Below are 24,862 nucleotides of genomic sequence, written 5' to 3'. Positions count from 1 at the left end.
CTGAAAACGGCTGGAGCTGCCCTTCGTGATCTTTCCCGATTTTGACCCGGTCTGGTTCCACATCTGGATCATCCCGATCCGTTGGTACGCCCTGGCCTATGTGGCGGGCATCGTTCTCGGCTGGTGGTACGCCGGGGTCCTGATCAAGCGGGCCTCGCTGTGGTCGCCGCGCCGCGCGCCCCTGACCCCGATCCAGCTCGACGATCTCGTTCTCTGGATCACCCTCGGCATCATTCTGGGCGGCCGTCTGGGCTATGCCCTCGCCTACAAGCCGGTGATGTATCTGCAGCTGTTCACCGGACACGGCTGGGGCGAGCGGCTGGAGCTGTTCCAGCTGTGGACCGGCGGCATGTCCTTCCACGGCGGTCTGGCGGGCTGCACCATCGCGGTGGTGCTCTACGCCTGGCGCAACAGGCTCTCGACGCTCAGCATCGGCGACATGGCCCTGGCCACCGCCCCGCTCGGCCTGTGCTTCGGCCGGCTGGCCAACTTCATCAACGGCGAACTCTGGGGCCGCGAGACCACCGTCCCCTGGGCCATCCGCTTCTGCAACCAGACGATCCAGAAGGCCTATGGCATGTGCCCGGCCGGCGATGTGCCGCGCCACCCGAGCCAACTCTATGAGGCCGGCCTCGAAGGCGTCCTGCTGTTCGGCATCCTGGCGCTGGCGGTGTGGAAATTCCGGCTGCTGGCCAAGCCCGGCTATGTCACCGGCCTGTTCCTGCTCGGCTATGGTCTGATCCGCGCCTCGCTGGAGAATGTGCGCCAGCCCGACGCCGGTCTGGACCACCTGCCCTTCGGCCTGACCATGGGGATGATCCTCTCGACCCCGATGATCCTGATCGGCGCCTGGCTGATCTGGAACGCGTGGAAGACGCCGCCGGTCGCCGCTCCGGAAGAGCCTGAAGCGGAGCCCGAAACGGAGAAGGTCCCGGCGTGAGCCTGAAGGCCAGTCTGACGCGGGAGATCACCCTGACGGGGCCGATGTCGGTCGCCGACTATGTAACCCGCTGCCTGCACGATCCGGCGGGGGGCTACTATTCGACACGCCCGGCGCTGGGCGAAGGCGGCGACTTCATCACCGCGCCCTTGATCAGCCAGATGTTCGGCGAACTGCTGGGCCTGTGGGCGGCGGAGACCTGGCACAGGCTGGGCGCGCCGGAGAAGGTGCGGCTGGTCGAGGTCGGCCCCGGCGACGGGACCCTGATGGACGACGCCCTGCGCGCCCTGCGTCTGGCGCCCGACTTCCTCGAAGCCTGCGACCTGATCCTGATCGAGCCCAGCACCCCCCTGCGCAAGGAACAGGAACGGCGGCTGGCCGGCGCCGACATCAGCCCGCGCTGGCTGAGCTCGCTCAACCAGATCGAGACCGACGCCCCGGTCATCCTGATCGCCAATGAGGTGCTGGACTGTATGCCCGCGCGTCAGTTCGTGAAGACCGACGATGGCTGGTCCGAGCGGCGCGTCGGGGTCAGCGACGACGGGAACGACATCCTGTTCGGCCTCAGCACCATCACGGGCGGCTTCGAGAAGCCCGCCTACGACGTTGAGCCTGGCCAGATTGTCGAGATATCGGACCAGCAGGCTATCTTCGGCCGCGACCTGGCGGTGCTGATGGCCGAGGCCTCGGGCGCGGCCCTGCTGATCGACTACGGCCGCGACAAGCCTGGCCCCGGCGACACCCTTCAGGCCCTGCACCGCCACGCCAGGGTCGACCCTTTGGCGCATCCCGGCGCCGCCGACCTGACCATGTGGGCCGACTTCCCGCGCGTTCTGGAAGCCGCCGTCCGCGCCGGCGCCGACGTCACCGGCTGCAAGGGCCAGGGCGAATTCCTGCGCCTGCTGGGGATCGAGGCGCGCGCCGACCGGTTGATACAGGGACGGCCCTCGGCCGAGGCGGTGATCCGCCGCCAGCTGGACCGCCTGACCGCCGACGACCAGATGGGAACCCTGTTCAAGGTCGCCTCCATCTTCTCGCCGCGCAGCCTGACCGTCCCGGGATTTGAATGATGAGCGATCTGGCCCCCATCACCCACCCGTTGCTGACGAAGGCCGGGGTGCGCCACGGCTTCTTCACCCGGCAGGGCGGGGTCTCGACCGGCATCTTCGAGGGGCTGAACGCCGGGCTCGGCTCCAGCGACGATCCCGCTGCCGTCGCCGAGAACCGCCGCCGCATCGCCGAGGCCGTGGGCGGCGCCCCCGACGATCTCGCCGCCTGCTATCAGATCCATTCCGCCATCACCCGGGTCGCCGACGGCCCGTGGAAGGGCGACCGGCCCGAGGGCGACGCTGTCGCCAGCGCCACGCGGGGCGTCATCTGCGGCGTCCTGACCGCCGACTGTGCGCCCGTCCTTCTGGCCGATGCCGAAGCAGGCGTGGTCGCGGCCGTCCATGCAGGCTGGAAGGGCGCGCTGGGCGGCGTCGTCCATTCGGCGGTGACGGCGATGGAATCGCTGGGCGCCAACGCTTCGCGCACGGTCGCCGTAGTCGGCCCCTGCATCGCCCAGACCAGCTATGAGGTCGGCGCCGACTTCGAGGAGCGCTTCGCCCATCACGACCCGGGTTCGGAACGCTTCTTCATCGTCGGAGACGCGCCCGACAAGCGCCGCTTCGACCTGCCTGCCTTCGTCCTGTGGCGGCTGGAACAGGCCGGGGTCGGCGAAGCCGCCTGGACCGGCGACGACACCTGCGCCGACGAGAGTCGCTTCTTTTCGAACCGCCGCGCCTTCCAGCGTTCCGAGCCTGACTTCGGCCGCCTGATGTCGGCGATCGCCCTATAACTTTAGTTATAAAACCGGTCAAAACCTGTGTCGGGTGGACGACATTATACCAAAAAGCTCAACGTTTACACTGCAGGTGTAAAGCTGACGGGAAGTCTTCCGGCATTCAACTGAGTAGCAGTCCCCAACGCGACATAAAGGCGCGGGTAACCAATCGCGCCTTAGCTGCCCCAAGGGGAGCCTTACCACCAAAGGCTGTCTTGAGGGGAAACACATGTTTGCGCGTTCCAAGAAGCTCGATGCTGAGTCAGCAGCAGCGGCCTACGATCTCCAGAGCAAGATGGCGGCCATCTCGCGCTCCCAGGCCGTGATCGAATTCAATCTCGACGGCACCATCATCCAGGCCAATGATAACTTCCTCGGGGCCCTGGGTTATTCCGCCGGCGAGATCGTGGGGCGGCATCACAGCCTCTTCATGGACCCGGCCGAGGCCGCGGGCGAAGAGTACCGCGCCTTCTGGCACAAGCTGAGAAGCGGCCAGTTCGTCGCCCAGAAATTCCGCCGCCTCGCCAAGGGCGGGCGCGAGATCTGGATCCAGGCCTCCTACAACCCGGTCCTCGACGCGGCCGGCAAGCCCTACAAGGTCATCAAGCTGGCGGTGGACATCACCAAGGCCGAGCAGGACGCGGCCCGCAGCGAGCAGGCGCGTCAACAGGCCGAAGAGACCCAGAACGACCTGGTCGCGGCCCTCGCCGGGAGCCTCAGCCGGTTGTCGGACGGCGACCTGACCGCGCGGCTCGAAGGCGATCGGCAGGGCGCGCACAAGACCGTTCAGGACGACTACAACTCCGCCGTTGAAAGCCTGCGCGCGACGCTGGACTCGGTGCTGCAGAGCATCGGCTCGATCCGCTGCGGCTCCGACGAGATTTCCGGCGCCTCCGACGATCTGGCCCGCCGCACCGAGCAACAGGCCGCCAGCCTTGAGGAGACGGCCGCCGCCCTCGACCAGATCACCGCCACCGTCCAGCGCAGCGCGCAGGGCGCCAAGCAGGCGGCCGGGGCCGCCGGCAGCGCCCGGGCCGACGCCGAACACTCCGGCGAAGTGGTCCGCGAGGCTGTCGCCGCCATGGGCGAGATCCAGCGCAGCTCCAACGAGATCGGCCAGATCCTGGGCGTGATCGACGAAATCGCCTTCCAGACCAACCTCCTGGCCCTGAACGCCGGGGTCGAGGCCGCGCGGGCGGGCGACGCCGGCCGCGGCTTCGCGGTCGTCGCCCAGGAAGTTCGCGCCCTGGCCCAGCGTTCGGCCGAAGCAGCCAAGGAGATCAAGTCCCTGATCACCGCCTCGACCGCCCAGGTCGCCCGGGGTGTGAAGCTGGTCGACGACACCGGCGCGGCCCTGACCTCCATCGCCGGCCGCGTCGCCGAGGTTGACGGCCTGATCATCGAGATCGCCGGCTCGGCCCAGGAACAGTCCACGGCCCTGGCCCAGGTCAACTCGGCCATCAACCAGATGGATCAGGTCACCCAGCAGAACGCGGCCATGGTGGAACAGGCCACCGCCGCCTCCGCCAGCCTGCGCTCCGAGGCCAGCCAGCTGGCCCAGATGGTGCAGCGGTTCAATACCGGAGCCCGCTCCGCCGACAACTTCCGCGCCCCCAACCCCGTCCGCGCCGCTCAGGCCCGGATCGAGGCGTTCGCACAGGGAGCGCCCCCCAATGGCGCTCCCGGTGGCGTCCCGGCTCAACCCGCCGTACACTCCCCTCCGCGCTCGATGGGCGCGACGGCCCTGAAGGTCGTCAACGAGTGGGAAGAGTTCTGACCATGACCTCGCTGAACACCGACGCCGACGGGATTCTGGAGCTGATCTCGTTCGCCATCGGCGGTCAGGAATACTGCATCGACGTCCGTTCGGTGCGCGAGATCCGCGGCTGGACCCCGGCGACCCCGATTCCCCAGACGCCGAACTACATCCTCGGGGTCATCAATCTGCGCGGCGCGGTCATGCCGGTGCTGGACCTGCGTCAGCGCCTCGGCGTCGGACCGACCGAACCCTCGCCGCGCCACGTCATCGTGGTCATCGAGCACGGCTCCCGCATGGCCGGGGTGCTGGTGGATGAGGTGCAGGAGACTTTCCAGCTTCCGGCCAGCCTGCTCCAGGCCCCGCCCGAGATGGGCGGCGGCGCCGAGGCGCCGTTCGTCGACGCCATCATTCCGCTGGAGGGCCGCATGCTGTCGCGCCTGGTCATCGACGCACTGCTGCCCGTCAGCCCGTCTCAGGCGGCCTGAGGCCGCCCCGCCCCGGTAACATGTCCCGGCGACACGGCCCTACTCGTGCGTCTCGGCGAAGGCCGTGTTCATGGAATGCAGCTTGGTCTCGTCCTCGGGCGACAGGTCGCGCGGCCCCAGTTCGACCTCGACCTTGAGCACCTTGCCGGTGAACCGGAACGGGGCCGCATAGCTCTTGCCGACCGGCGAGCCGGTGTCGGAGCCCACGCCGAAGGTGTCGATGCCGAACCGGCCGGCGACGGTGTTCTCGATCCGCGCCTTCCCGGCCTCCTTGCCGTTGATCCCGATCACCGCCTCGCCGCCCTTGCCGAGGCCGCCGCCGTCATAGGCGAACTCCACCGACACCGTGCTCCTGCCTGACGGAACGGGGACGTCGGAGATCACATCCGTCCGCTCCCTGTCGAACCAGTTGTAGTGGTAGACCAGCTTGCCGTCCTGGACATACAGGGCATAGCCGGCCGAGCTGCCGCCGGCGGCGACGATGATCCCTTCGCCCCCCTTGTCCGGCAGTTCGATCTCGGCGGTGATCCGGTGCGAGCGGTTCTTGGTGTTGGGCGACGCCGTCTCGGCCAGGCGTGAGGCGCCCGCGAAATAGGTGAAGTGGGTCCGGTTCGGGTCCGCCCCTCCCGGCGAGGGCTTGGGCGTCGCCAGCCGGCCCGAGCCGCGGTCGTCGAACGGATAGATGTTGTTCCTGCGCGCCTCCTCATCGAACAGGGCCTTCATCTCCGCCAGCTTGTCCGGCATGGCCTCGGCCAGATCCTTGGCCTCGGAGAAGTCCTCGTCGAGGTTGTAGAGCTCCCAGCGGTCGTTCTCCCAGTGACCGGGGGCCAGATCCTGTCGCCAGGGCAGGGTGTGCTGGGCGCAAGCGATCCAGCCCTTGTCGTAGATGGCCCGGTTGGTGAAGACCTCGAAATACTGCCGCTCACGCACCGGCTTCGCCCTGGCGTCGACGAAGGTGGCGGTAATGGGCACGCCGTCCAGCGGCTTCTGCTCGACCCCGTCCACCGACTGCGGCGCCGGGATGCCCGCGATGTCCAGAATGGTCGGCATGATGTCGATCAGGTGGGTGAACTGGTCGCGTACCCCGCCGTGGTCCTTGATCCCCGCCGGCCAGGCGGCGACCATCGGGTTGCGCGTCCCGCCCAGATGCGAGGCCACCTGCTTGACCCACTGGAACGGGGCATTGCCGGCCCAGGCCCATCCCAGAGGATAGTGGGGTTCGGTGTCCGGCCCGCCGATCTCGTCCAGCATGGCCAGATTGTCCTCCAGCCGCGAAGCCACGCCGTTCAGGTTCATGATCTCATTGACCGTGCCCGAGAAGCCGCCCTCCGAACTCGCGCCGTTGTCGCCGACGATATAGAGGATCAGGGTGTTGTCCGCGTCCGGCAGGGCCTCGATCGCCTCGATCAGCCGGCCGCATTCGCTGTCGGCATAGGCCAGATAGCCGGCGAAATTCTCCATGAACCGCGCATAGAGTTTGCGCTCGTCGGCCGGCAGGCTGTCCCAGGCCTTCACCCAGTCCGGACGCGGCGTCAGCTCGGTCCCGGGCGGGATGATCCCGGCCTCCAGCTGCCGCCGATACGTCGCCTCGCGCACCGCGTCCCAGCCGGCGTCGAACTGGCCCGCGAACTTCTCGCGCCATGCCTTGGGCGCATGGTGCGGCGCGTGGGCGGCGCCGGGGGCGAAATAGGTGAAGAAGGGCTTCTGGGGGGCCACGGCCTTCGAGTACCGGATCCAGTTGATGGCCCGGTCGGTCATGTCCTCCATGAAGTGATAGCCCTCTTCGGGCGTCTTCTGCGGCTCGACCGCGACCGTGTTCTCGAACAGGACCGGGTAATACTGGTGCGTCTCCCCGCCGATGAAGCCGTAGAAATAGTCGAAGCCCATGCCGGTCGGCCAACGGTCGAACGGTCCGGCGACGCTACTCTCCCAGTCGGGCGTATTGTGGTTCTTGCCGAACCAGGAGGTGGCGTAGCCATTGCCCTTCAACACCGAGCCAATGGTCGCCGTGCTGCGGGGGATCATGTTGTTGTAGCTGGGAAAGCCCGTCGCCCATTCGGCCAGGAAGCCGACGCCGCAGTTGTGGTGGTTGCGGCCGGTGATCAGGGCCGCGCGCGACGGCCCGCAGATCGCCGTGGTGTGAAAGCGGTTGTAGCGCAGACCGCGCGCGGCCAGCTTGTCCAGCGCGGGCGTCGGAACCGGACCGCCGAAGGTTGAAACCTGACCGAAGCCGACGTCATCCAGCAGGATGACCACCACATTGGGCGCGCCATCGGGCGGGGTCGGGACCTTTGGCCAGTCTTCTTTCGAGTCCAGATAGGTCTTGCCGATGACCCCCTTGAACTCCGGTTCGGGAAGGGGAAGGCGCGAACGATCCGGGTCGACAGGCATGGCAGGCTCCTGAGAGGACGGGTCCTCTCAGCCTATCCACCGCCCTGGGCCTCGCCATCGGGTCCAACCCCGGGTCGAGGATCAGGCTCAGCCCTCGACGGGGGCCTCGTCGGCGCTCTGGAAGTAGGGTTCGACCACGCCCTGCAGCTTGATGGTCAGCTGGTTGCCCTTGCGGTCCACGGCCTTGCCGGCGGCCAGGCGGACCCAGCCTTCCGAGACGCAGTATTCCTCGACGTTGGTCTTTTCCTCGCCCTTGAAGCGAATGCCCACGCCGCGCTGAAGCACGTCGGCGTCGTAGAATTTGCTGCTCGGATTGACCGAGAGGCGGTCGGGAGGCGTGTCGGACATGGTGGTGGCCTGAAGGCGAAAGAGGAGGCGCGTGCATAGCCCCCCTCGCCCGCCCTGCCAACCGGGGAGTGCGCCCCGGCCTTATTGACCCGCCTTACTGAACCGACTGACGCGGCGCAGGCGCGGCGGCCGGGGCCGAGGCGCCGGCGGCGTAGGGCTGCGGTCCCGACGGGGCCGGCGTGGCGGCGGGTTGGCGCGCAGGCGTGCGAGCCGGGGTCCGGGCCGGGGTGCGGGGACGATTGGCGGCGGCGCGCGGAGCCTGACGCGTCGGCGTGGCGGCGGGCGTCTGGGTCGCGGGCTTGGCGGCGGCCCCGGCGCCGGCGTTGGCGGCGGGCGTCGCCGCCGGAGGCGCAGCGGGCTGTTCGGCGGTCTGAGCGGCCGGTTCAGCGGCGCCGGCGGCGGCGGCGCGCGCGGCCAGCTGCTGGGCCTCATAGCGGCGGGCCAGCTTCTCGGTCAGTTCCTGGGCCTTGGCGGGCGGCATCTGGGCCAGGATGGCGGCCAGACCGCGCGGACGCATGGCGGCGGCGACCGGCAGGCGCACATCGTCAGACAGGGTGTTGAACACGGCGGCGGCCTCACGCGGGCGCATGGCCGAATAGACGGCGACCAGACGGTCGGTCTCGGCCTTGGCCTTGGCGTCGACCTGACCCAGCATGCCCTGGATCTCGGCCTTGATGGCGTTCAGGGCCTGGACCTTGGCGTCCAGCTTCTGCTCGGCGGCGACCATCAGCGGCAGGGTGGTCGAGAAGTCGGCGTCGCGGGCGTCCAGCTCCTTGCGGCGCGTCGACAGCGACTGGATGATCCGCAGCTCGGCCGGGGAAATCCCCGCCTGCTGGGCCAGCTGTTCCGGCGTCAGGGCGCAGACAGGGGCCGGCGCCTTGGGCACGTCCGTATTGCCCGGGGCCGGGGCGACCGCGCCCGCGGCGTCTTCGGCCCAGGCCTTGGCGCCCTCGAACAGGCCTGGACCCGCGCCGACGGCGCGCACGGCCACCACCCCGCCGATGGCGATGGCGATGAGCGGCAGGAGGCGAGGAACTTTGGCCATCAGAACAGGTCTCGGTACTCAGGAAAGGGAGGTTTCGGCGTCACGCCGCGAAGAGATCGTCGTCCAGACTACGCCGGGCCTTGTTGAGGCTCTGTTGCGCGGCTTGGTTAGCGGTCAGGGCCGACATGATGGCGCTGACATTTTCGCGGCCGGGGGCCGGGGCGGCGGTGCGGGCCGCGTTCATGCCCGAGATACGCTCGGCCAGGGCGGCCATGCGCAGGGCGCGGTCCTCGTCGTCGGGCAGGCCGTGGATCAGGGGATTGCGCAGCGCAGGCGGCGCGCGGACGGGCTCGGGTTCGCGGATGATCTCGGGTTCGCGGATGATCTCGGGTTCACGCACGGCCGCCGGAGCCGGCCCCGACAGACCCCGCGACTGGCGGGCAATCAGCACGTCCAGCTCCTGTTTGACCGCGCGGGCCTTGAGGATGCGGTCGTGCAGCATGTCGGCCTCGTCGCCCGCGGCGCTCAGGGCCCGGAGCGCGTTCTCGGCGCGGCCCGCGGCCTGGTTCAGCTCGGTCACCGCGCCGGCGAAGGCCAGCTGGCCGGCGCGCAGGGCGGTCAGTTTCTTCTCCAGACGGATGCCGTAACCGATGGCCGCGACCAGCAGCAGCATCAGGAAGGAGTCGAGGACGATGCCGATCATGAGCGTTTCACCCGGGTCAGGCTGCTCGCGACCTCGACGCTGATGGGCGCCTCGACGCGAACGGCGATGTGCTGGCCCTTGCGGCCCATTCGGCCCGTCGTGACCGGAATCGGGCCGCAACGGATCGAGATGTCGCTATCGGGAGTCGCGTTCAGCATGAAGGTGTCGCCGACCTTCAGATTGAGAACCGTCGACAGCGGGGCCTGCTGCTCGTCCAGGACCGCGCGCACCTCGGTGTCGGTGGTCCAGAGCTCGGTGGCAAGGTGGCCTTCCCAGATGTTGTCGCGGCCGAACTTCTCACCCATGAACTGCTGCAGCAGCATCTTCCGGATGGGCTCCAGCGTCGCATAGGGCAGCAGCAGCTCGACCCGGCCGCCGCGGTCTTCCATGTCGATGCGCAGCTTGACCAGGATGGCGGCGTTGGCCGGGCGCGCGATGGCGGCGAAGCGGGGGTTGGTCTCCAGACGGTCCAGGTTGAAGTGGACGGGGGTCAGGGGCTCGAAGGCGGCTTGTGCATCGGCCAGGATGACCTCGACCATCCGCTGCACCAGCACCCGTTCGATGGTGGTGTAGGGCCGCCCCTCGATGCGCAGGGCCGCGGTGCCGCGACGCCCGCCCAGCAGCACGTCGACGATCGAATAGATCAGGTTGGAATCGACCGTCAGCAGGCCGTAGTTGTCCAGCTCCTCGGCCCGGAACACCGCCAGGATCGCGGGCAGCGGGATGGAGTTCAGATAGTCGCCGAAGCGGATCGAGGAGATGTTGTCCAGCGACACCTCGACGTTGTCGGAGGTGAAGTTGCGCAGGGACGTCGTCATCAGCCGCACCAGGCGGTCGAAGACGATCTCGAGCATCGGCAGACGCTCGTAGCTGACGAGCGCGGAGTTGATGATGGCGCGGATGCCGGTCCGTTCGGAACCGTCGTCGTCGCCGAGGTCGAAGCCCAGCAGGCTGTCGATCTCGTCCTGGTTCAGGACGCGTTCGGACGCCGCGCTGCGGAACTCGTCGCCCAGGCCGGAGTCTGCGAACTCGGTGTCGCTCATTACTGGATCAGCATCTTTTCGATCAGGACCGCATCGACCTTGCCCGGGGCGGCGATCAGGTTGACGCGGCGCAGGATCTCGGCGCGCAGCTGATAGCTGCCGGCCGAACCGGCCATGTCCTCGGGACGCAGTTCACGCAGGAAGCCCTGGAACATGTCCTGCATCCGCGGCATCTGCTCCTGCAGGGTCGTGGCCAGGTCGGCGTCCTTCATCTCCAGCGTCAGCTTCAGCTGCATATGGGTCGGGCGGCCGTCCTGCGACTGGATGTCCACCACCATGTCAGGCAGGGTCAGGAAGGTGACGCCGTCGGGTCCCTCGGACACGACGCCCAGCGACGGATCGGCGGCGGCTTCGCCCTCGCCTTCCTTGGCCGCGCCGTGGCCGCCCTTCTTCTCTTCCTTCTTGCCGTGGCCTTCGGCCTTCTCCTCGCCGTGACCGGCGGCGGCCTCGCCGTGCTCGCCCTCGGCGGCGGCGGGCTTGGGTTGCAGCATGAAGAAGGCGCCGGCGCCGCCGCCGATCAGGACCAGGGCCGCGACAGGGGCAATGATGAACAGCAGGGGCAGCTTCTTCTTGGCGGGCGCGTCGCCATCGACCTCATGGCCATGGGCCACGGCGATGTCGGTCGCCGTATCGTCAGGCGGCCCCTTCTTCTTGCCAAGCTTCAACATGCGTCCGACGCCCCGGAATGATTCCAGCCTCCAGATGCAGCCAGTTTGGTTAACGCGAGATTGAAATCCGGCAAATCCTGCCGGGCGCCAGGGCCCGAAATCCGCTCAAAAGCCCGCCACGCCTGCATTAACCCTGTTGGCACGGTCATTGCGTGGACCCTTAACGAAGGAGCCCGCCCCGTGGAAAACGCCGCCTATATCGGACTGTCCCGCCAGATGACGCTGCGCCGCGAGCTCGACATCGTGGCGAACAACATCGCCAATGCGAACACGACCGGCTTCAAGGTCGAGCAGCTGCTGGTCGGGACCGAGGTCGGCGCCCGCGCCCGCAACGACTCGATCAAACCCGGCGCCAGCTTCGTCCTGGACAACGGCGTCGGCCGCGACTTCGGCCAGGGCGCCCTGCAGCAGACCGGCCGCGACCTCGACTTCGGCATCGAGGGCGAAGGCGCCTTCTTCACCGTCAATGACGGGACCGCCGACGCCTACACCCGCGACGGCGCCTTCACCCTGGACCCGACCGGCAAGCTGGTCACCAAGGCCGGGCTGGCCGTTCAGGGCGACGGCGGCGACATCATCCTGGACCCCGCCAAGGGCGCGCCGGTCATCGGCGAGGACGGCACCATCAGCCAGAACGGCGCCCTCGTGGGCAAGCTGACCCTGGCCCGCTTCGATACCCTCGGCGCCCTGTCCAAGGACGGCGACGGCCTCTACCGCAACCGCTCCAACGCCACGCCGATCGACGCCACGGGCGCCAAGATCCGCCAGGGTTCGCTGGAAGCCTCCAACGTCAATCCGCTGACCGAGATCACCTCGATGATCGAGATCAGCCGCGCCTACGAACAGGCGACCAAGATGATCGAAAACGTCAATGACCTGTCCAAGCGCGCCGTCGAGCGCCTTGGTCGGGCGAACTAGGAGGGCCGTTAGATGCGCGCTCTGAGAACCGCAGCTTCGGGCATGGCCGCCCAGCAGCTGAACGTGGAAGTCATTTCCAACAACATCGCGAACATGAACACCGTCGGCTACAAGCGCCAGCGGGCCGAGTTCCAGGACCTGATGTACCAGAACGTCGAGCGGATGGGCGCGCAGTCGTCCAGCGCCGGCACCGTGGTCCCGACGGGCATCCAGGTCGGCCTGGGCGTCAAGGCGGGCAGCGTCTATCGGATCACCGAACAGGGCACGCCGGGCCGGACCGACAACCAGTACGATGTGGCCATCGATGGCCACGGCTATTTCCAGGTCACCCTGCCCTCCGGCGAGATCGGCTATACCCGCGCCGGCAACTTCTCCCTGAGCCCCGAGGGCACGCTCGTCACCGAGGACGGCTATGCCGTCGAGCCGGCGATCACCATCCCCCAGAACGCCGTCGACACGATCATCTCCAAGACCGGCGAGGTCTCGGTCAAGATCGATGGACAGGTGGATCCGCAGGTCGTTGGCCAGCTGGAAATCGCCAACTTCTTCAACGAAGCGGGTCTGGAAGCCGTCGGTGACAACCTGCTGATGGAAACCGCCGCCTCGGGTCCGGCCAATGTCGCGGCGCCCGGCGAGCCCGGCTTCGGGCAACTTCTGCAGGGCTACACCGAAAGCTCGAACGTCGACGCCGTCAGCGAGATCAGCGCCCTGATTGTCGCCCAGCGCGCCTACGAAATGAACTCCAAGGTCATCTCGACCGCGGACGACATGATGTCGGTGACCTCCCAGGTGAAGAGCTAAGCCATGCGCATCGCCATCGCCCTCCTCCTGTCCCTCGCCGCCACTCCGGCGCTCGCGGGGCCCGTCACCCTCAAGGCCCAGCCCGTCGACGACGACGGCCGCGTCACCCTGGGCGACATCTTCGACGGCGCGGGCACGGCCGCGAACGTCGTCGTCGGCACGCGCGCCGGCCCCTCGATCGTCTTCGAGGCGGGCCAGCTTCAGGGCCAGGCCCTGCGCGCCGGGCTGCAGTGGTCGAACCCGCAAGGGCTCAGCCGCGTCGTGGTCCGCCAGGGCTCGGCCTCGCCCGCCGTCCTGACCCCCGCCTCGACGGGCGCGACCTCGACCGGCGCCGCCTCCGCCACGGCCGGCCGCCCCGGCGCCACGGTCGACGTCCTGACCTATGCCCGCAACCTCAACACCGGCGATGTGATCCAGCCCGAAGACGTCGTCTGGACCACGCTTCAGGCCCATATGGCCCCCGCCGGCGGTCCCCAGGACGCCGACCGGGTCATCGGCCTCAGCGCCAAACGCCCGCTGCGCGCCGGCGCCCCGGTCGCCACACGCGACCTGGCCTCGCCCCAGGTCATCGCCCGCAACGACATGGTCGAGGTCACCTATGACGTCGGCGGCGTGAAGCTGACCGTCACCGGCCGCGCCACCCGCAACGCCGCGATCGGCGAGCCGGTCTCCGTGCTCAACACCACCTCCAACCGCACCATCGACGCGGTCGCCACCGGCCCCGGCCAGGCGGTCGTCGGCCCGGCGGCCCAGGCCGCCCGCGCCAATCCCCAACAGTTCGCCGCTCGCTAGGAGCCTGCCGTCATGCGTACCGTCCTGATCCTCTCCGTCGCCGCCGCCGCCCTGTCTCTGGGCGCCTGCTCCACCGCCGTCGAGGCCGTGCGCGGCCCCGAACTGGCTCCCATCGGCTATCCAGCCGCCTTGGTCCCGACCAGCCAGACCTACCAGCCCTCGCCCGAAGAGCAGGCCGCCATCCGCGCCCGTCAGAACGGCGCCATGGCCGCCAGCGCCAACAGCCTGTGGCGCACCGGCGCCCGCACCTTCTTCGGCGACCAGCGCGCCCGCCGCGTCGGCGACATCCTGACCGTCGCGATCTCCATCGACGACAAGGCCCAGACTTCCAACTCGACCACCCGCGCCCGCACCAACGACAGCTCGGCCGGGGTCAGCCACCTGTTCGGGCTGGAAAGCAGCCTGGGCCGCGTGCTGCCGGGCGATTTCGACCCCGCGAACATGGTCGGCATGTCGGGCTCCAGCAACGCAACGGGCTCCGGCGCCGTCAGCCGCTCGGAAAAGGTCGACCTGACCATCGCCGCCGTGGTCACCGAGGTCCTGTCGAACGGGAACCTCGTCATTCAAGGTCGGCAAGAAGTGCGCACCAACCGCGAGATCCGCGAGCTGACCGTCGCCGGCATCGTGCGCCCGGAAGATATTTCCTCGGCCAACACCATCAACCACACCCAGATCGCCGAGGCCCGCATCAGCTACGGCGGCCGCGGCGACATCAGCCGGGTGCAGGCCACGCCTGCCGCCCAGGCCCTGGTCGAGCGTTTCAGCCCGTTTTAACGGGCCTGTCGCGCGGTCGCGCGACTCGAGACTGGAATTGGATAGGGGCCGTGCGATGCGCGGCCCCTTTTCTGTCAGCCCTTCGCCGGCGCCCGGGCCTCGCGGTAGGCCACCATGAACGGTGCGACAAGAATGACGGTCGTCAGGGCCATGGCCAGCGAGAGGATAATCAGAAGACCGCCCCCGGCGACCAGACCCGCCGGACCGGCCGCGCCGCCCGTCATACCGATCGAAATCGGCAGGGCGATGATCCCCAGCAGGAGCATGACCACGAAGGCCATGAAGCCCGCGATGATCGCCATTCCGATCAGAGGCCAGAAAAGGCCGGCGGTCGCCGCCCATCCAGCCTTCAGATCGATCCGTCCCTGGCTGAAGGCGGCGGGCGCCACCAGGACCAGACGTACCGACAGATAGAGGCCCACCACCATCACCACGACCTCGACCAGCAAGCCCAGGCCGGCGCCGCCCACGCCGGTGGCCAAGGTCGCCAGCAGTTCGCCGCCCTGACTGACGATCAGGGACACCAGGGTGATGATCACCTGGGCGCCGAAAACCCGAAGCTCATCAGGTCCCAGCCGCAGGAAGCCGAACCTGTCGCCACCAGACTGGCTCATGGCCCGATAGATGGCCGGCAGGAGGATGGCTTGCATCAGAAGGCTGACGGGGACCGTCGCCATTGCCGCATAGGAAAATCGTTCCGCCATGGCGGCGGACGGCTGGGTGACACCGCCGGAGGCCAGGATAGAGCGGAACTCATCCGCCACGGGGCTGAGGATTGGCATGGCGATGAACGCCATCGCGACGACGGCCACCAGCGACACCCCCGTCCAGGCCACGACGGCCAGCGGATGATGCCGGGTCACCCTGAAGCCTTCGAAGGCGGCTTCCGTTGCCGAAAAACTCATCCGTTCACTCCCAGGGCGACTCTCTCGCCGCCGCTCATAGCGCGGGGCCAGGACGACGTCGCCCTTCTTTCAAAGACTTGAGGTCCGCCAATCGTCCTGGCCGGCTTCGGCTTCACTGCCAGACCCCCAGAAGTTCGTGGGTCTCGAGCCGCCGATAGGCCGCGCCCAGAAAGGCGCTGGTCAGGGGCCACTGGATCGCGACCAGCGTCAGGACCGCCACAGCCCCAGCCGCCTTGCCGCCCAGAACCCCCGCAACGACCAGTCCCAGCCAGATCAGACCCGGAACCGCGCAGGCGATCAGCCCGGCCAGCAGCGGCAGGATGGCCCGGTTGGTCAGGCCCGTCGCGGTCAGGGAGATCATCTGGCCGCGTCCAACCGTCGCGGGGGCATAGAGGCTCAGCCGGACCGCGAACAGCAGCGGCGCCCCCAGCACCACCAACGTCACCCCGGCCAGCAACACCAGCTTCCACGCCGGGCCGACAGCGGCCCAGTCGCGCGCCTTGACCGCCTCGGCGTTAAGGCCTGCCCCGCCGAACAGGGCCAAGGCCACGAGGAAGAGCAGGGCCAGCATGATCGCCATGAACAGGGCGCAGAGCAGGGTCGCCCCCGCCAGCCGCGCCTCGGGTTTGCCCAGTTGCAGGCCGCCGGGACGCAGGCCCGCGCGCCGCGCCGCCTCCAGATCGCCCGCCGTCCCGATCCGCGTCGTCGCGCCAAAGGCCGCCAGCCCGGCGATCAGGGTCAGGGCCGACAGCAGCAGTCCCGCCCCGTGCGGCAGACGCAGCAAGACCACGGCCAGGGCCAGAACGGCCGTCAAGGCCAGGGCGGGACCGGCGCCGCGCGCCATCTCGCCCATCCGCCCCACCGCCTCGGTCAGGACCTCGATCAGGTCCAGCCGCTTCCTTGCAGGCGATTCCGCCATTCATTCCCCCGTCTTCGTCACCACTCTAGCGCCTGCCTTACGTCTGCGACCAGACGAATGCTGACGAACGCTCCCGAGGGCTCTAGAAGGCCCGCCATGACTTCTTCTTCCGACATCAAGCCCATCCACGTCATCGGCGGAGGCCTCGCCGGCTCCGAGGCCACATGGCAGATCGCCTCGGCCGGCGTGCCCGTCATCCTGTACGAGATGCGCGGCGTTCCGGGCGTGAAGACCGACGCCCACCACACCGACGGTCTGGCCGAGCTGGTCTGCTCCAACTCCTTCCGCTCCGACGACTGGGAGCACAACGCCGTCGGCCTGCTGCACGCCGAGATGCGGGCGCTGGACTCGATCATCATGTCCTGCGGCGACGCTCATCAGGTTCCGGCGGGCGGCGCCCTGGCCGTCGACCGCGACGGCTTCTCGCAAGCCGTTACGGCGAAGCTGGAGGCCCATCCGCTGGTCACCATCCAGCGCGAGGAGATCGCCGGCCTGCCGCCCGAGGAGTGGGACAGCGTCGTGGTCGCCACCGGCCCCCTGACCTCCCCCGCCCTCGCCGACGCCATCCTGACGCTGACCGGTGAGGAGAGCCTCAGCTTCTTCGACGCCATCGCCCCCATCGTCCATGCCGAGTCGATCGACTTCGACATCGCCTGGCGGCAGTCGCGCTACGACAAGGAAGGCCCGGGCGGAGACGCCGCCGCCTACGTCAACTGCCCCATGAACAAGGAGCAGTACGAGGCCTTCATCGACGCCCTGCTCAACGGCCCCAAGGCCGAGTTCAAGGAGTGGGAGAACGTTCCCTATTTCGACGGCTGCCTGCCCATCGAGGTCATGGCCGAGCGCGGCCGCGAGACCCTGCGCCACGGCCCGATGAAGCCCGTCGGCCTGACCAACCCGCGCGACCCTCTGGTCAAGGCCCACGCCATCGTCCAGCTGCGTCAGGACAATGCGCTCGGCACCCTGTTCAACATCGTCGGCTTCCAGACCAAGCTGAAGCACGGGGCCCAGGCCGAGGTCTTCCGCATGATCCCCGGCCTGCAGGACGCCCAGTTCGCTCGCCTCGGAGGCCTGCACCGCAACACCTATCTGAACTCGCCTCACCTGCTGGACCGCCAGCTGCGCATGAAGTCGATGCCGCGCCTGCGCTTCGCCGGTCAGGTGACGGGGGTCGAGGGCTATGTCGAAAGCGCCGCCACGGGCCTTCTGGCCGGCCGCCTCGCCGCCGCCGAACGGCTCGGCAAGCCGCTGGACGCCCCGGCCGCCCATACGGCGCTGGGCGCCCTGGTCGAGCACATCACCGGGGGCCATCTGGACGGCGCCAAATTCCAGCCGATGAACATCAACTACGGACTGCTGCCACCCCTTGACGCACCCAAGGTGGATGAAGAGGGCAAGAAGATCCCGCTCAAGGAACGCGGCCGGGCCAAGAAGCGTCTGATGAGCATCCGCGCTCTGGAGGCGCTCAAGGCCTGGCGGGACGCGGCTGCCGCCTGAGCGCCCGCCGCCTGTTCCTTGAGGATGTGACCATGTCCCTGCCCGACGCCTGCCCGGACTTCGATTTCCAGATCGGGCGGTGGACGGTCAAACATCGCCGCCTGCGCGAGCGTCTGGCCGGTTGCACCGACTGGGACGCCTTCGACGGCGCCTGCGAGATGCGGACGGTGCTGGGCGGAAACGGCAATATCGAGGACAATGTCCTGCACTTCCCCAGCGGGACGATCCGCGCCATCGCGATCCGCTCTTACGATCCGGCGGCGAAGGCCTGGGCCATCTGGTGGCTGGCCTCCAACGATCCGCATCGCATGGACGTGCCCGTGGTCGGCCGGTTCGAGGACGGCGACGGGACCTTCCTCGCCGAGGATACGCTGAACGGCCGCCCGATCCTGACCCGGTTCCTGTGGCTGAACACCCGGACCGAAACGCCCCGCTGGGAGCAGGCGATGTCGGCCGACCGCGGCGCGACCTGGGAAACCAACTGGACCATGGACTTCACAAGGGCCTGAAGGTCGACTTGCGCATGGCGTGACGATACCACCGATGTTCAAGTTCGACGCCTCCCCTCAAGTCTGAATGCCCTCTCCGTCCGAAACCGTGAAGATCGCCATCCGGCGGCGTATCAACGAGCTGTTCAACGATTATGAGCGCGGCGAGCGGCCCGCCCTGCGCCGCGCCGACGCCCTGTTCCCGACGGACTCCGTCGCCTGGCGGGTCAATGGCGACATCGTCACCATGATGATCGGCGGCGTCTCGGGCCTGCTGCTCCAGATGCTGCATCCGGCGGTGCTGGCGGGGGTCTGGGACCATTCCGACTTTCGCGCCGACATGCATGGGCGGCTGCGGCGAACGGCCAAGTTCATCGCCGTCACCACCTATGACCACGCCGTCGCGGGCAACGCCGCCATCGACAAGGTCCGGCGTATTCACGACAAACTGGGCGGGACCCTGCCCGACGGCGCGCCCTATCGCGTCAGCGACCCGACTCTGCTGGCCTGGGTTCATGTGACCGAGACGATCAGCTTCCTCGACAGCTGGGTCCGCTATGCCGAGCCGACCATGTCCCTGGCCGATCAGGACGCCTATCTGGCCGAGATGGCGCGGATCGGCATCGCGCTCGGCGCCGATCCCGTCCCGACCAACAGGGCCGAGGCCGAGGCCCTGATCCAGTCCATGCGGCCGCAGCTTAAGGCCGACGCCCGTACGACCGAGGTCGCGGCCCTGGTCATGCGCCAGAAGGTCGGCGGGTTCTTCGAGGACATCTCCGCCGATCTGATCATGCAGGCCGGCGCCGACCTGCTGCCCGACTGGGCGCGCGAGATGCACAGCCTGCCCAAGGCCTCAACCGTGGCCAGGGCCGGCGCCCGGACCATGCAGCGCACTCTCAACTGGACCTACACCGGCTCGCCCAACCGCCAGGTCTGGCCGCCGGAAGTCCTGTCCTGGCCGAACGGGAATCCCCGCTAGATTCGCCCCCTCAGGCTGGCCCACAGCAGCTTCAGCCGCTTGGTTCCCTCGCCGCGCTCGGCGCCCGACAGGGTCGCATGGGCCACCGCCGGGAAGGCCGCTGTCGGCAGGGTCTTCAGCCCGGCATTGGCCGCACCGCGCAAGGCCTTCGCCTCCTCGGCCCGCCCGACCTGGGTCAGGCCCCGGACGCGCCCGGCCTCGACCACGGCGGCGTCATGCCCCTCGCCCGCCAGAATGCGCACCGCCGCCTGCATCGGACCGACGTAGAAGGCGTCCAGATCGTGGGGCTCGCCGTGGACCCGGCCGACATGGGCCTCGATCAGGGCGTCGAACGGCGCGCGATCCAGCGGCCGTCGTTCCGCCGCAGCCGTCAGCGCCTCCAGCACCGGATGGCCCTTGCGCGGTTGGCCTGAAAAGACCCCATCCATCTGATCTCGCCACCAGACATAGCGCATCTCGGCCAGCATCGGCTGGGTGACCCGCGTCGGGATGGTCAGAAGCTCCGCCTCGAAGGCGTAGAGGGCGATCAGGTCCGCGCGGGCCTCGAGGTCGCCAACGAACCGGCTGGACAGCCAGCGGTCGGGATCGGCGTCCCGCACCTGGGCGTCGAGGTCGGTCTCGCTCATCCCGCCGTCATCGCCCGATCAGCCGAACAGCGGCTGGAACGTCAGGAAGGTCATCATCGGCAGGCTGAGCAGCAGATTGACGCGCGTGGCCAACATGGCGACACGGCCAGCCTTGGCGCGGACATCTTCCTCGAGCTCGACCTGTCCTTGGCCGATGTTGAGCGCGCGTCGCTGGTTTGGCCAGATGACCGCCCAGGTGTTCAGGCACATAATGACGGCCAGCCAAGCGCCGACACCCAGCAGGACATAGGCTTGGTCACCGGAGGCGAAGCCGCGGAAAAAGCCCACGGTGGCGATCTCGGCCAGATAGACGCCGGAGTGAGCGAGCGCGGCGGCGGCCCCGAACACGACCGCGGCCAGCGACGCCCAGCGCACCCAGACCAGGGCCACGGGGGTGATATAAAGGTTGATGACCTGCTTCTGATCCGCCGGGATCTGCGACCAGACCCTCAGTTGGACCACGTTGAAGTAGTAGAGCAGGCCGATCCACAGCAGTACCGACACCGCAGTCGCCCAGGTCAGCACCGCGCGCAGGAACTCGCGCTCGAAGCCGCGGGGCGCAACGAAGCCGGTGGCGACCATCATCAAGGCCGCCAGAATCAGGCCGAGAATGACGGTGTTTCGGAAATTGCTCAGCAGTCCGGCCATGCGAACGCCCTCCCCCGGGTAATGAGTTGTCTCACGCCAGACATACATCTCCCTCCCCGCGCGGGGGAGGGAAAGATGATGCGTCCTACGGCCGGCTGGCCATGCCGAGCTTGATCGGTTTGGCGTCCTCGTTGAGTTCGCCGCGCTTGACGCCCCACAGCAGGATGATCGGCGCCCCGACATAGATCGAGGAATAGGTGCCGACAATGATCCCGAACATCAGGGCGATCGAGAAGCCGCGCAGGGCCTCGCCGCCGAAGATGGCCAGGGCCGCCAGAACCAGCACCGCGGTCACGCCGGTGATGATGGTCCGGGTCAGGGTCTCGTTCAGCGACAGGTCGATCACGTCGCGCAGCGGCATGGTCTTGTACTTGCGCAGGTTCTCGCGAAGGCGGTCGAAGACGACGACGGTGTCGTTCATCGAATAGCCGATGACGGTCAGAATGGCCGCGACCATATTCAGGCTGAACTCGAGGCGCAGCACCACGATCAGGCCGAAGGTCAGGATCACGTCGTGCAGCAGGCCGGCGACGGCGCCGAAGCCGAACTGCGGTTCGAACCGGAACCAGATGTAGGCGAACATCAGCACGATGGCGCAGCCCAGGGCCAGCAGGCCCGAGGTGAACAGCTCGCCCGACACCTTGGAACCCACGACGCTGACGCCCGAATAGGACACCTGGCCGGTGGCGGCGGTGATGGCGCTTTCCACCTGGTTGACGACGGCGGTCTGGTCGCGGCCTTCCGGCACCTGGAAGCGGACGATGGCGGTGGAGCCGTCGTTCACATTGGTGTCCAGACGCGCGATGCCCTGGACCCCGACATCACCGAGATTCAGCTTGGCCACCGACTCACGCACGGCTTCCAGTTCGATCACCTGACCGGCGGGCTTGGCGACTTCCAGCGAGGCGCCGCCCCGGAAATCGATGCCCATGTTCAGGCCGGGCACGAAGCAGCCGACGATGGAGGCGACACACAGGACGATCGACAGGACGGCGGCATAGCGCGCGTATTTGACGAAATGCAGGTTGGTCTTCTGCGGAAGAACCTTGATCAGGGGCCACCAGTTCATCGGACAGTCTCCGGGTCGGCGATCGGCAGTTTCTTGGGCTTGGCCACCTTGAGCCAGTAGCCGAGTAGCACCTGGGCGACGAGCACCGAGGAGAAGACCGAGGTGAACACCCCGATGGTCAGGGTCCAGGCGAAGCCCCGCACGGGGCCGGCGCCGAAGATGAACATGATGGCCGCGGCCACCAGGGTGGTCAGGTTGGCGTCGATGATGGTGCCCATCGCCTTGTTGAAGCCGGCGTCCATCGAAGCGATCACCGACCGGCCCGCGCGGGCCTCGTCACGCATCCGCTCATAGATCAGCACGTTGGCGTCAACGGCCACGGCGAAGGTCAGCACCAGACCGGCAATGCCAGGCAGGGTCAGCGACGCCTGGGTCAGGGACATGGCGGCGATGATCAGAATGCCGTTCAGCAGCAGGCCGACGACGGAAACGCCGCCGAACAGGAAGCCGTAGGCCCCCAGCATGAAGACCACGATGATGATGAAGCCGATGATCGTCGAGACGCCGCCCTTCTGAACGGCGTCGGCGCCCAGTTCGGCGGTGACGGTGCGGCGTTCCTCGACCTTCAGCGGGGCCGGCAGGGCGCCGCCGTTGAGGAGGTTGACCATCTCGGACGCCTCCTGGATCGAGAACCGGCCGGTGATCTGGCCCGAACCGTTGGGAATGGTGCTGATGATCCGCGGGGCCGAAAGCACCTTGCCGTCCAGGATGATGGCGAAGCGTTTGCCGAGGTTCTCGCTGGCGGTCGCCTGGGCGAAGCGCTGGGCGCCGACGCCGTCGAAGCGGAATCCGATCGCGGTCTGGCCATTCTGGTCGGTGGTGACGTCGGCATGGGTCAGCTGCTCGCCGGACACCAGCACGCGGCGCTTGATCAGCAGCGGGGTGACGCCGTCCTCGTCCACCATCAGCACGGCGTCGGGCGGCACGGCGCCGGCGACGGCCTGCTGCACCGAGTTCTCGCTGTCGACCATCTGGAAGGTCAGCTGGGCCGTCTGGCCGATGACGCGTTCCAGGGCGGCCGGGTCGCTTTCGCCCGGGGCCTGGACCACGATGCGGTTCGAGCCCTGACGGGTGATAGAGGGCTCCTTGGTGCCCAGGCTGTCGATCCGGCGACGCACCACCTCGATCGACTGGTCCACGGCCGTGGAGCCCATGCTGTCGAGCGTCTGCTGGGTGAAGGCGAAGCGCAGGCGGCCGTTGCCCTCGCGGGTCACGGCGCGTTCGACGACGCCCTGCTGGTTCGCCCCGCCGACGAGACGGCGCAGCGCCTGATAGGCGGTTTCGGTCTGGCCCGGATCGGCCAGGGTGATGACCACACCGCCCTCTTCACGCTGGGTCGCGTTCACATTGATGCCGGCGTCGCGCATGGTGACGCGGACGTCCTCGACCAGGTTGTCGACCCGCTTGGCGCGCATCGCCGGCACGTCGACTTCCAGCAGCAGATAGGAGCCGCCCTGCAGGTCGAGGCCCAGGTTCAGCGCGTTCTTCGGGACGAAGCCCGGCAGCTTGGCCCGCTGGTCGGGCGTCAGGACGTTCGGGAACGCCAGCAGCAGCCCGAACACGAGCGACAATGCGAGAAGAACGATCTTCCAGCGCGAAAGCTGAATCATGGGAATCGACTATCCGTTTCGGCGACGCGAGGCGATCAGCCCTTGGCGATGGCTTTGGTGTCGTTGGCGGCGACGGCGGTGCGGTTGCGCACCTCGGCGATCATGCCCTTCACGACGCGGATGTTGACGCTCGGCGCGATCTCGACGTTGACCTCGGCCTCTTCGACGCGGGTCACCTTGCCGATCACGCCCGACGACAGGACGACGGTGTCGCCGCGCTTCACGGCGGCGATCAGGGCGGCGTGTTCCTTGGCCTTCTTCTGCTGCGGACGGATCAGCAGGAAGTAGAACATCACGAAGATCGCGATGAACGGAAGGAAGGTCACGACCTGGGCCATCAGGCCGCCAGCTTCACCAGTAGGCATATTCTATAGTCCCCGACCCGGGCGAGCCTTCAGTCGGGCGCCCGTTGAAAATGAGGCGCGGAACCTAGGGCCGACGCCCCGACATTGCAACGCGACGTTTCGGCCAAGACCTCACGGCTGCGTCAGCGCGGCAACACCGTCAGCGGATCGATGGCCACCGGCTCGTCCCCCTGCATGTGCCGGGTCTCGAAATGCATCGACGGGCGGCCGTCGCCGGCGGTCAGGCCGACGGTGCCGATCTGCTGGCCCGCGCGCACATCGGCGCCGTCCTCGACCGTCGCCGAACCCAGGTGGCCATAGACGGTGCGCCAGCCGTCGCGGTGGACGATCAGGACCGTCAGCCCCTGCCCGGCCAGGGCGTCGCCGACATAGGCCACGCGTCCGGAGGCCGAGGCCACGACCGGGGCGCCGGCCGAGGCGCCGATATTCACCCCGTTGTTGCGCTCGCCCATGCCGACCGGGCCGAAGCGCCGCACGATGTCCCCGCGCACAGGCCACTGCAGCCCGATGGCGCCGGCGACCGGGGCCGAAGGCGTCTGGGCCGGGATCTGGGCCGGAACCTGTGCAGGCGGACGGATCGGGCCCTGCGCCGGAACGACCGGCCGCGCGGGCGGCAGGGCGGCGTTGCCCGACGGCGGGGTCGGCGGCGGCGGCACGGCGCCGCCGCGAGGGACGGTCACCCCGACCGGCGCGGGGCCGGTAGCGTAGGGGTCGCGACCGGTGTCGACGGCATTGTCCGGCAGGACGATCTGCTGGCCGCTGGAAATGGATGCGCGCGGGCCCAGGCCATTCAGGTCGATCAGGGTCTGGACCGGGGTCTGGAACCGCCGTCCGACACCGGAAATCGTATCGCCCGGCTGGATCACATAGGCCACCGATCCCGCCGTCACCGGCGCGCGCGGCGTTCCGGGCGGGTTGTAGCTCGGCGAACTCGACGCCGGTTCGGGCTGGCCGGACGACGGATAGTTGGGGCTGGACACGGCCGGTCGCCCGCTGTTGGCCGGGCCGCCGTTCAACGAACTGGTCACCGCCGCGGGCGGCAGGCCGCCGCCGTCGATGCTCTCGATCGGCGCGCGCGCGGGCGGCGGCGCCTCATTGGTCACGACCGCGCCCGGATAGGGCTGGCCCGGCTGGCCCGGATAGACCGGCGAGTTCGGAACCGGCGGCACATTGGCGACCGCGTGCGGCTGGTCGGCGCGCGTCGAATAGCGGGGCTCGGTCGGATAGTTCGCGCAGGCGGTTACGCTCAGGGCCGCGCCCGCGACGATCAGACCCTTGGTCCAGCCGCTCATTCCGCTCATCGCGCTCTCCTGAAAATCTTGCC

At 68.4% G+C, this 24,862-nt stretch carries 26 protein-coding genes; 12 read left to right on the top strand and 14 right to left on the bottom strand.

All coding sequences use genetic code 11. The features are described from left to right. Positions 1-25: 25 nt before the first annotated feature. The 5 genes from lgt to AC1ROD_RS06500 all read left to right on the top strand — a co-directional run bounded on the left by lgt (position 26) and on the right by AC1ROD_RS06500 (position 5,009). Complete coding sequence (gene lgt, locus AC1ROD_RS06520) at positions 26-940, top strand: prolipoprotein diacylglyceryl transferase (protein ID WP_492947430.1); 915 nt, start codon at positions 26-28, stop codon at positions 938-940. Then, positions 937-2,010 carry a class I SAM-dependent methyltransferase gene (locus tag AC1ROD_RS06515; protein ID WP_492947429.1) on the top strand — a complete coding sequence of 358 codons (1,074 nt, stop codon included), beginning with the start codon at positions 937-939 and terminating at the stop codon, positions 2,008-2,010. The genes lgt and AC1ROD_RS06515 overlap by 4 nt, the downstream gene beginning before the upstream one ends. Continuing rightward, entirely contained in the window at positions 2,010-2,780 is a 771-nt protein-coding gene (gene pgeF / locus AC1ROD_RS06510; protein ID WP_492947428.1) for a peptidoglycan editing factor PgeF, read from the top strand. The genes AC1ROD_RS06515 and pgeF overlap by 1 nt, the downstream gene beginning before the upstream one ends. A 280-nt stretch (positions 2,781-3,060) precedes the next feature. Beyond that, complete coding sequence (locus AC1ROD_RS06505; RefSeq protein WP_492947427.1) at positions 3,061-4,542, top strand: methyl-accepting chemotaxis protein; 1,482 nt, start codon at positions 3,061-3,063, stop codon at positions 4,540-4,542. Between the two features lie 2 nt (positions 4,543-4,544). After that, complete coding sequence (locus tag AC1ROD_RS06500; protein WP_492947426.1) at positions 4,545-5,009, top strand: chemotaxis protein CheW; 465 nt, start codon at positions 4,545-4,547, stop codon at positions 5,007-5,009. A 39-nt stretch (positions 5,010-5,048) separates the two neighbouring features. Here AC1ROD_RS06500 and AC1ROD_RS06495 read toward each other — a convergent pair whose 3' ends face one another. From AC1ROD_RS06495 to AC1ROD_RS06470, 6 genes are all read right to left on the bottom strand, one after another. Next, a complete protein-coding gene (locus tag AC1ROD_RS06495; protein WP_492947425.1) occupies positions 5,049-7,400 on the bottom strand; it encodes an arylsulfatase in 2,352 nt (783 codons plus the stop codon). An 87-nt stretch (positions 7,401-7,487) separates the two neighbouring features. Further along, complete coding sequence (locus tag AC1ROD_RS06490; RefSeq protein WP_492947424.1) at positions 7,488-7,748, bottom strand: DUF3297 family protein; 261 nt, start codon at positions 7,746-7,748, stop codon at positions 7,488-7,490. Between the two features lie 94 nt (positions 7,749-7,842). Further along, positions 7,843-8,793 (bottom strand): MotE family protein, encoded by a 951-nt coding sequence (locus AC1ROD_RS06485; protein WP_492947423.1) that lies wholly within the window; start codon positions 8,791-8,793, stop codon positions 7,843-7,845. A 40-nt stretch (positions 8,794-8,833) separates the two neighbouring features. Continuing rightward, complete coding sequence (locus AC1ROD_RS06480; protein ID WP_492947422.1) at positions 8,834-9,436, bottom strand: DUF6468 domain-containing protein; 603 nt, start codon at positions 9,434-9,436, stop codon at positions 8,834-8,836. Further along, entirely contained in the window at positions 9,433-10,479 is a 1,047-nt protein-coding gene (gene fliM, locus AC1ROD_RS06475) for a flagellar motor switch protein FliM (protein ID WP_492947421.1), read from the bottom strand. The genes AC1ROD_RS06480 and fliM overlap by 4 nt, the downstream gene beginning before the upstream one ends. After that, positions 10,479-11,147 carry a flagellar basal body-associated FliL family protein gene (locus tag AC1ROD_RS06470; protein ID WP_492947420.1) on the bottom strand — a complete coding sequence of 223 codons (669 nt, stop codon included), beginning with the start codon at positions 11,145-11,147 and terminating at the stop codon, positions 10,479-10,481. Before AC1ROD_RS06470 ends, fliM begins: the two co-directional genes overlap by 1 nt. Before the next feature lie 180 nt (positions 11,148-11,327). Here AC1ROD_RS06470 and flgF point away from each other — a divergent pair, with 180 nt between their 5' ends. From flgF to flgH, 4 genes are read left to right on the top strand one after another with little or no spacing between them, the layout of a single operon-like run. Beyond that, positions 11,328-12,065, top strand: coding sequence for a flagellar basal-body rod protein FlgF (flgF, locus tag AC1ROD_RS06465; RefSeq protein WP_492947419.1), 738 nt, complete (start codon positions 11,328-11,330; stop codon positions 12,063-12,065). A 12-nt stretch (positions 12,066-12,077) separates the two neighbouring features. Then, positions 12,078-12,866, top strand: coding sequence for a flagellar basal-body rod protein FlgG (flgG, locus tag AC1ROD_RS06460; RefSeq protein WP_492947418.1), 789 nt, complete (start codon positions 12,078-12,080; stop codon positions 12,864-12,866). Between the two features lie 3 nt (positions 12,867-12,869). Next, a complete protein-coding gene (gene flgA / locus AC1ROD_RS06455; RefSeq protein WP_492947417.1) occupies positions 12,870-13,658 on the top strand; it encodes a flagellar basal body P-ring formation chaperone FlgA in 789 nt (262 codons plus the stop codon). 12 nt (positions 13,659-13,670) lie between these two features. Further along, entirely contained in the window at positions 13,671-14,432 is a 762-nt protein-coding gene (gene flgH / locus AC1ROD_RS06450; protein ID WP_492947416.1) for a flagellar basal body L-ring protein FlgH, read from the top strand. 74 nt (positions 14,433-14,506) lie between these two features. Here the strand turns inward: flgH and AC1ROD_RS06445 are convergent, their stop codons facing one another. Both AC1ROD_RS06445 and AC1ROD_RS06440 read right to left on the bottom strand, forming a co-directional pair. Continuing rightward, positions 14,507-15,337, bottom strand: a complete 831-nt coding sequence (locus AC1ROD_RS06445) for a hypothetical protein (RefSeq protein ID WP_492947415.1) — start codon at positions 15,335-15,337, stop codon at positions 14,507-14,509. Positions 15,338-15,449: 112 nt separating this feature from the next. Beyond that, complete coding sequence (locus tag AC1ROD_RS06440) at positions 15,450-16,256, bottom strand: hypothetical protein (RefSeq protein WP_492947414.1); 807 nt, start codon at positions 16,254-16,256, stop codon at positions 15,450-15,452. A gap of 96 nt (positions 16,257-16,352) precedes the next feature. On the opposite strand from AC1ROD_RS06440, the gene trmFO reads away from it, so the two are divergent. From trmFO to AC1ROD_RS06425, 3 genes are all read left to right on the top strand, one after another. Continuing rightward, on the top strand, positions 16,353-17,753 hold the full coding sequence (gene trmFO, locus AC1ROD_RS06435; protein WP_492947413.1) for a methylenetetrahydrofolate--tRNA-(uracil(54)-C(5))-methyltransferase (FADH(2)-oxidizing) TrmFO: 1,401 nt from the start codon (positions 16,353-16,355) through the stop codon (positions 17,751-17,753). 32 nt (positions 17,754-17,785) lie between these two features. After that, the gene (locus AC1ROD_RS06430) at positions 17,786-18,262 is read left to right on the top strand and encodes a DUF1579 domain-containing protein (RefSeq protein ID WP_492947412.1); all 477 of its coding nucleotides are present in this window, start codon (positions 17,786-17,788) and stop codon (positions 18,260-18,262) included. A 67-nt stretch (positions 18,263-18,329) separates the two neighbouring features. Then, the gene (locus AC1ROD_RS06425) at positions 18,330-19,220 is read left to right on the top strand and encodes an oxygenase MpaB family protein (RefSeq protein ID WP_492947411.1); all 891 of its coding nucleotides are present in this window, start codon (positions 18,330-18,332) and stop codon (positions 19,218-19,220) included. Here the strand turns inward: AC1ROD_RS06425 and AC1ROD_RS06420 are convergent. The 6 genes from AC1ROD_RS06420 to AC1ROD_RS06395 all read right to left on the bottom strand — a co-directional run bounded on the left by AC1ROD_RS06420 (position 19,217) and on the right by AC1ROD_RS06395 (position 24,839). Continuing rightward, entirely contained in the window at positions 19,217-19,846 is a 630-nt protein-coding gene (locus AC1ROD_RS06420; protein ID WP_492947410.1) for a squalene/phytoene synthase family protein, read from the bottom strand. The genes AC1ROD_RS06425 and AC1ROD_RS06420 overlap by 4 nt on opposite strands. 18 nt (positions 19,847-19,864) lie before the next feature. Further along, positions 19,865-20,494 (bottom strand): hypothetical protein, encoded by a 630-nt coding sequence (locus AC1ROD_RS06415; protein WP_492947409.1) that lies wholly within the window; start codon positions 20,492-20,494, stop codon positions 19,865-19,867. 85 nt (positions 20,495-20,579) lie between these two features. Further along, positions 20,580-21,563: a protein translocase subunit SecF gene (gene secF / locus AC1ROD_RS06410; protein ID WP_492947408.1), complete on the bottom strand. Its 984-nt coding sequence runs from the start codon at positions 21,561-21,563 to the stop codon at positions 20,580-20,582. Continuing rightward, a complete protein-coding gene (gene secD / locus AC1ROD_RS06405) occupies positions 21,560-23,173 on the bottom strand; it encodes a protein translocase subunit SecD (RefSeq protein WP_492947407.1) in 1,614 nt (537 codons plus the stop codon). Before secD ends, secF begins: the two co-directional genes overlap by 4 nt. Positions 23,174-23,208: 35 nt before the next feature. Beyond that, entirely contained in the window at positions 23,209-23,538 is a 330-nt protein-coding gene (gene yajC / locus AC1ROD_RS06400) for a preprotein translocase subunit YajC (RefSeq protein ID WP_492947406.1), read from the bottom strand. Positions 23,539-23,660: 122 nt separating this feature from the next. Next, entirely contained in the window at positions 23,661-24,839 is a 1,179-nt protein-coding gene (locus AC1ROD_RS06395) for a peptidoglycan DD-metalloendopeptidase family protein (protein WP_492947405.1), read from the bottom strand. Positions 24,840-24,862 lie beyond the last annotated feature (23 nt).

The sequence above is a fragment of the Brevundimonas sp. GW821-FHT12E07 genome, assembly GCF_058807035.1.
The sequence above is the reverse complement of the archived record's forward strand: the minus strand, read 5'-3'. Positions and strand labels throughout refer to the sequence as shown.

Bases quoted from the DNA above. Each gene is read 5' to 3' on its own strand.
- AC1ROD_RS06440 (WP_492947414.1), bottom strand. From the start codon at position 16,256: ATGGCGGAATCGCCTGCAAGGAAGCGGCTGGACCTGATCGAGGTCCTG.
- AC1ROD_RS06420 (WP_492947410.1), bottom strand. From the start codon at position 19,846: ATGAGCGAGACCGACCTCGACGCCCAGGTGCGGGACGCCGATCCCGAC.
- AC1ROD_RS06485 (WP_492947423.1), bottom strand. From the start codon at position 8,793: ATGGCCAAAGTTCCTCGCCTCCTGCCGCTCATCGCCATCGCCATCGGC.
- AC1ROD_RS06445 (WP_492947415.1), bottom strand. From the start codon at position 15,337: ATGAGTTTTTCGGCAACGGAAGCCGCCTTCGAAGGCTTCAGGGTGACC.
- flgG (WP_492947418.1), top strand. From the start codon at position 12,078: ATGCGCGCTCTGAGAACCGCAGCTTCGGGCATGGCCGCCCAGCAGCTG.
- AC1ROD_RS06480 (WP_492947422.1), bottom strand. From the start codon at position 9,436: ATGATCGGCATCGTCCTCGACTCCTTCCTGATGCTGCTGCTGGTCGCG.
- AC1ROD_RS06495 (WP_492947425.1), bottom strand. From the start codon at position 7,400: ATGCCTGTCGACCCGGATCGTTCGCGCCTTCCCCTTCCCGAACCGGAG.
- secD (WP_492947407.1), bottom strand. From the start codon at position 23,173: ATGATTCAGCTTTCGCGCTGGAAGATCGTTCTTCTCGCATTGTCGCTC.
- AC1ROD_RS06430 (WP_492947412.1), top strand. From the start codon at position 17,786: ATGTCCCTGCCCGACGCCTGCCCGGACTTCGATTTCCAGATCGGGCGG.
- yajC (WP_492947406.1), bottom strand. From the start codon at position 23,538: ATGCCTACTGGTGAAGCTGGCGGCCTGATGGCCCAGGTCGTGACCTTC.
- trmFO (WP_492947413.1), top strand. From the start codon at position 16,353: ATGACTTCTTCTTCCGACATCAAGCCCATCCACGTCATCGGCGGAGGC.
- AC1ROD_RS06505 (WP_492947427.1), top strand. From the start codon at position 3,061: ATGGCGGCCATCTCGCGCTCCCAGGCCGTGATCGAATTCAATCTCGAC.
- flgH (WP_492947416.1), top strand. From the start codon at position 13,671: ATGCGTACCGTCCTGATCCTCTCCGTCGCCGCCGCCGCCCTGTCTCTG.
- AC1ROD_RS06415 (WP_492947409.1), bottom strand. From the start codon at position 20,494: ATGGCCGGACTGCTGAGCAATTTCCGAAACACCGTCATTCTCGGCCTG.
- AC1ROD_RS06395 (WP_492947405.1), bottom strand. From the start codon at position 24,839: ATGAGCGGAATGAGCGGCTGGACCAAGGGTCTGATCGTCGCGGGCGCG.
- AC1ROD_RS06500 (WP_492947426.1), top strand. From the start codon at position 4,545: ATGACCTCGCTGAACACCGACGCCGACGGGATTCTGGAGCTGATCTCG.
- AC1ROD_RS06470 (WP_492947420.1), bottom strand. From the start codon at position 11,147: ATGTTGAAGCTTGGCAAGAAGAAGGGGCCGCCTGACGATACGGCGACC.
- AC1ROD_RS06490 (WP_492947424.1), bottom strand. From the start codon at position 7,748: ATGTCCGACACGCCTCCCGACCGCCTCTCGGTCAATCCGAGCAGCAAA.
- AC1ROD_RS06425 (WP_492947411.1), top strand. From the start codon at position 18,330: ATGCCCTCTCCGTCCGAAACCGTGAAGATCGCCATCCGGCGGCGTATC.
- pgeF (WP_492947428.1), top strand. From the start codon at position 2,010: ATGAGCGATCTGGCCCCCATCACCCACCCGTTGCTGACGAAGGCCGGG.
- fliM (WP_492947421.1), bottom strand. From the start codon at position 10,479: ATGAGCGACACCGAGTTCGCAGACTCCGGCCTGGGCGACGAGTTCCGC.
- secF (WP_492947408.1), bottom strand. From the start codon at position 21,563: ATGAACTGGTGGCCCCTGATCAAGGTTCTTCCGCAGAAGACCAACCTG.
- flgA (WP_492947417.1), top strand. From the start codon at position 12,870: ATGCGCATCGCCATCGCCCTCCTCCTGTCCCTCGCCGCCACTCCGGCG.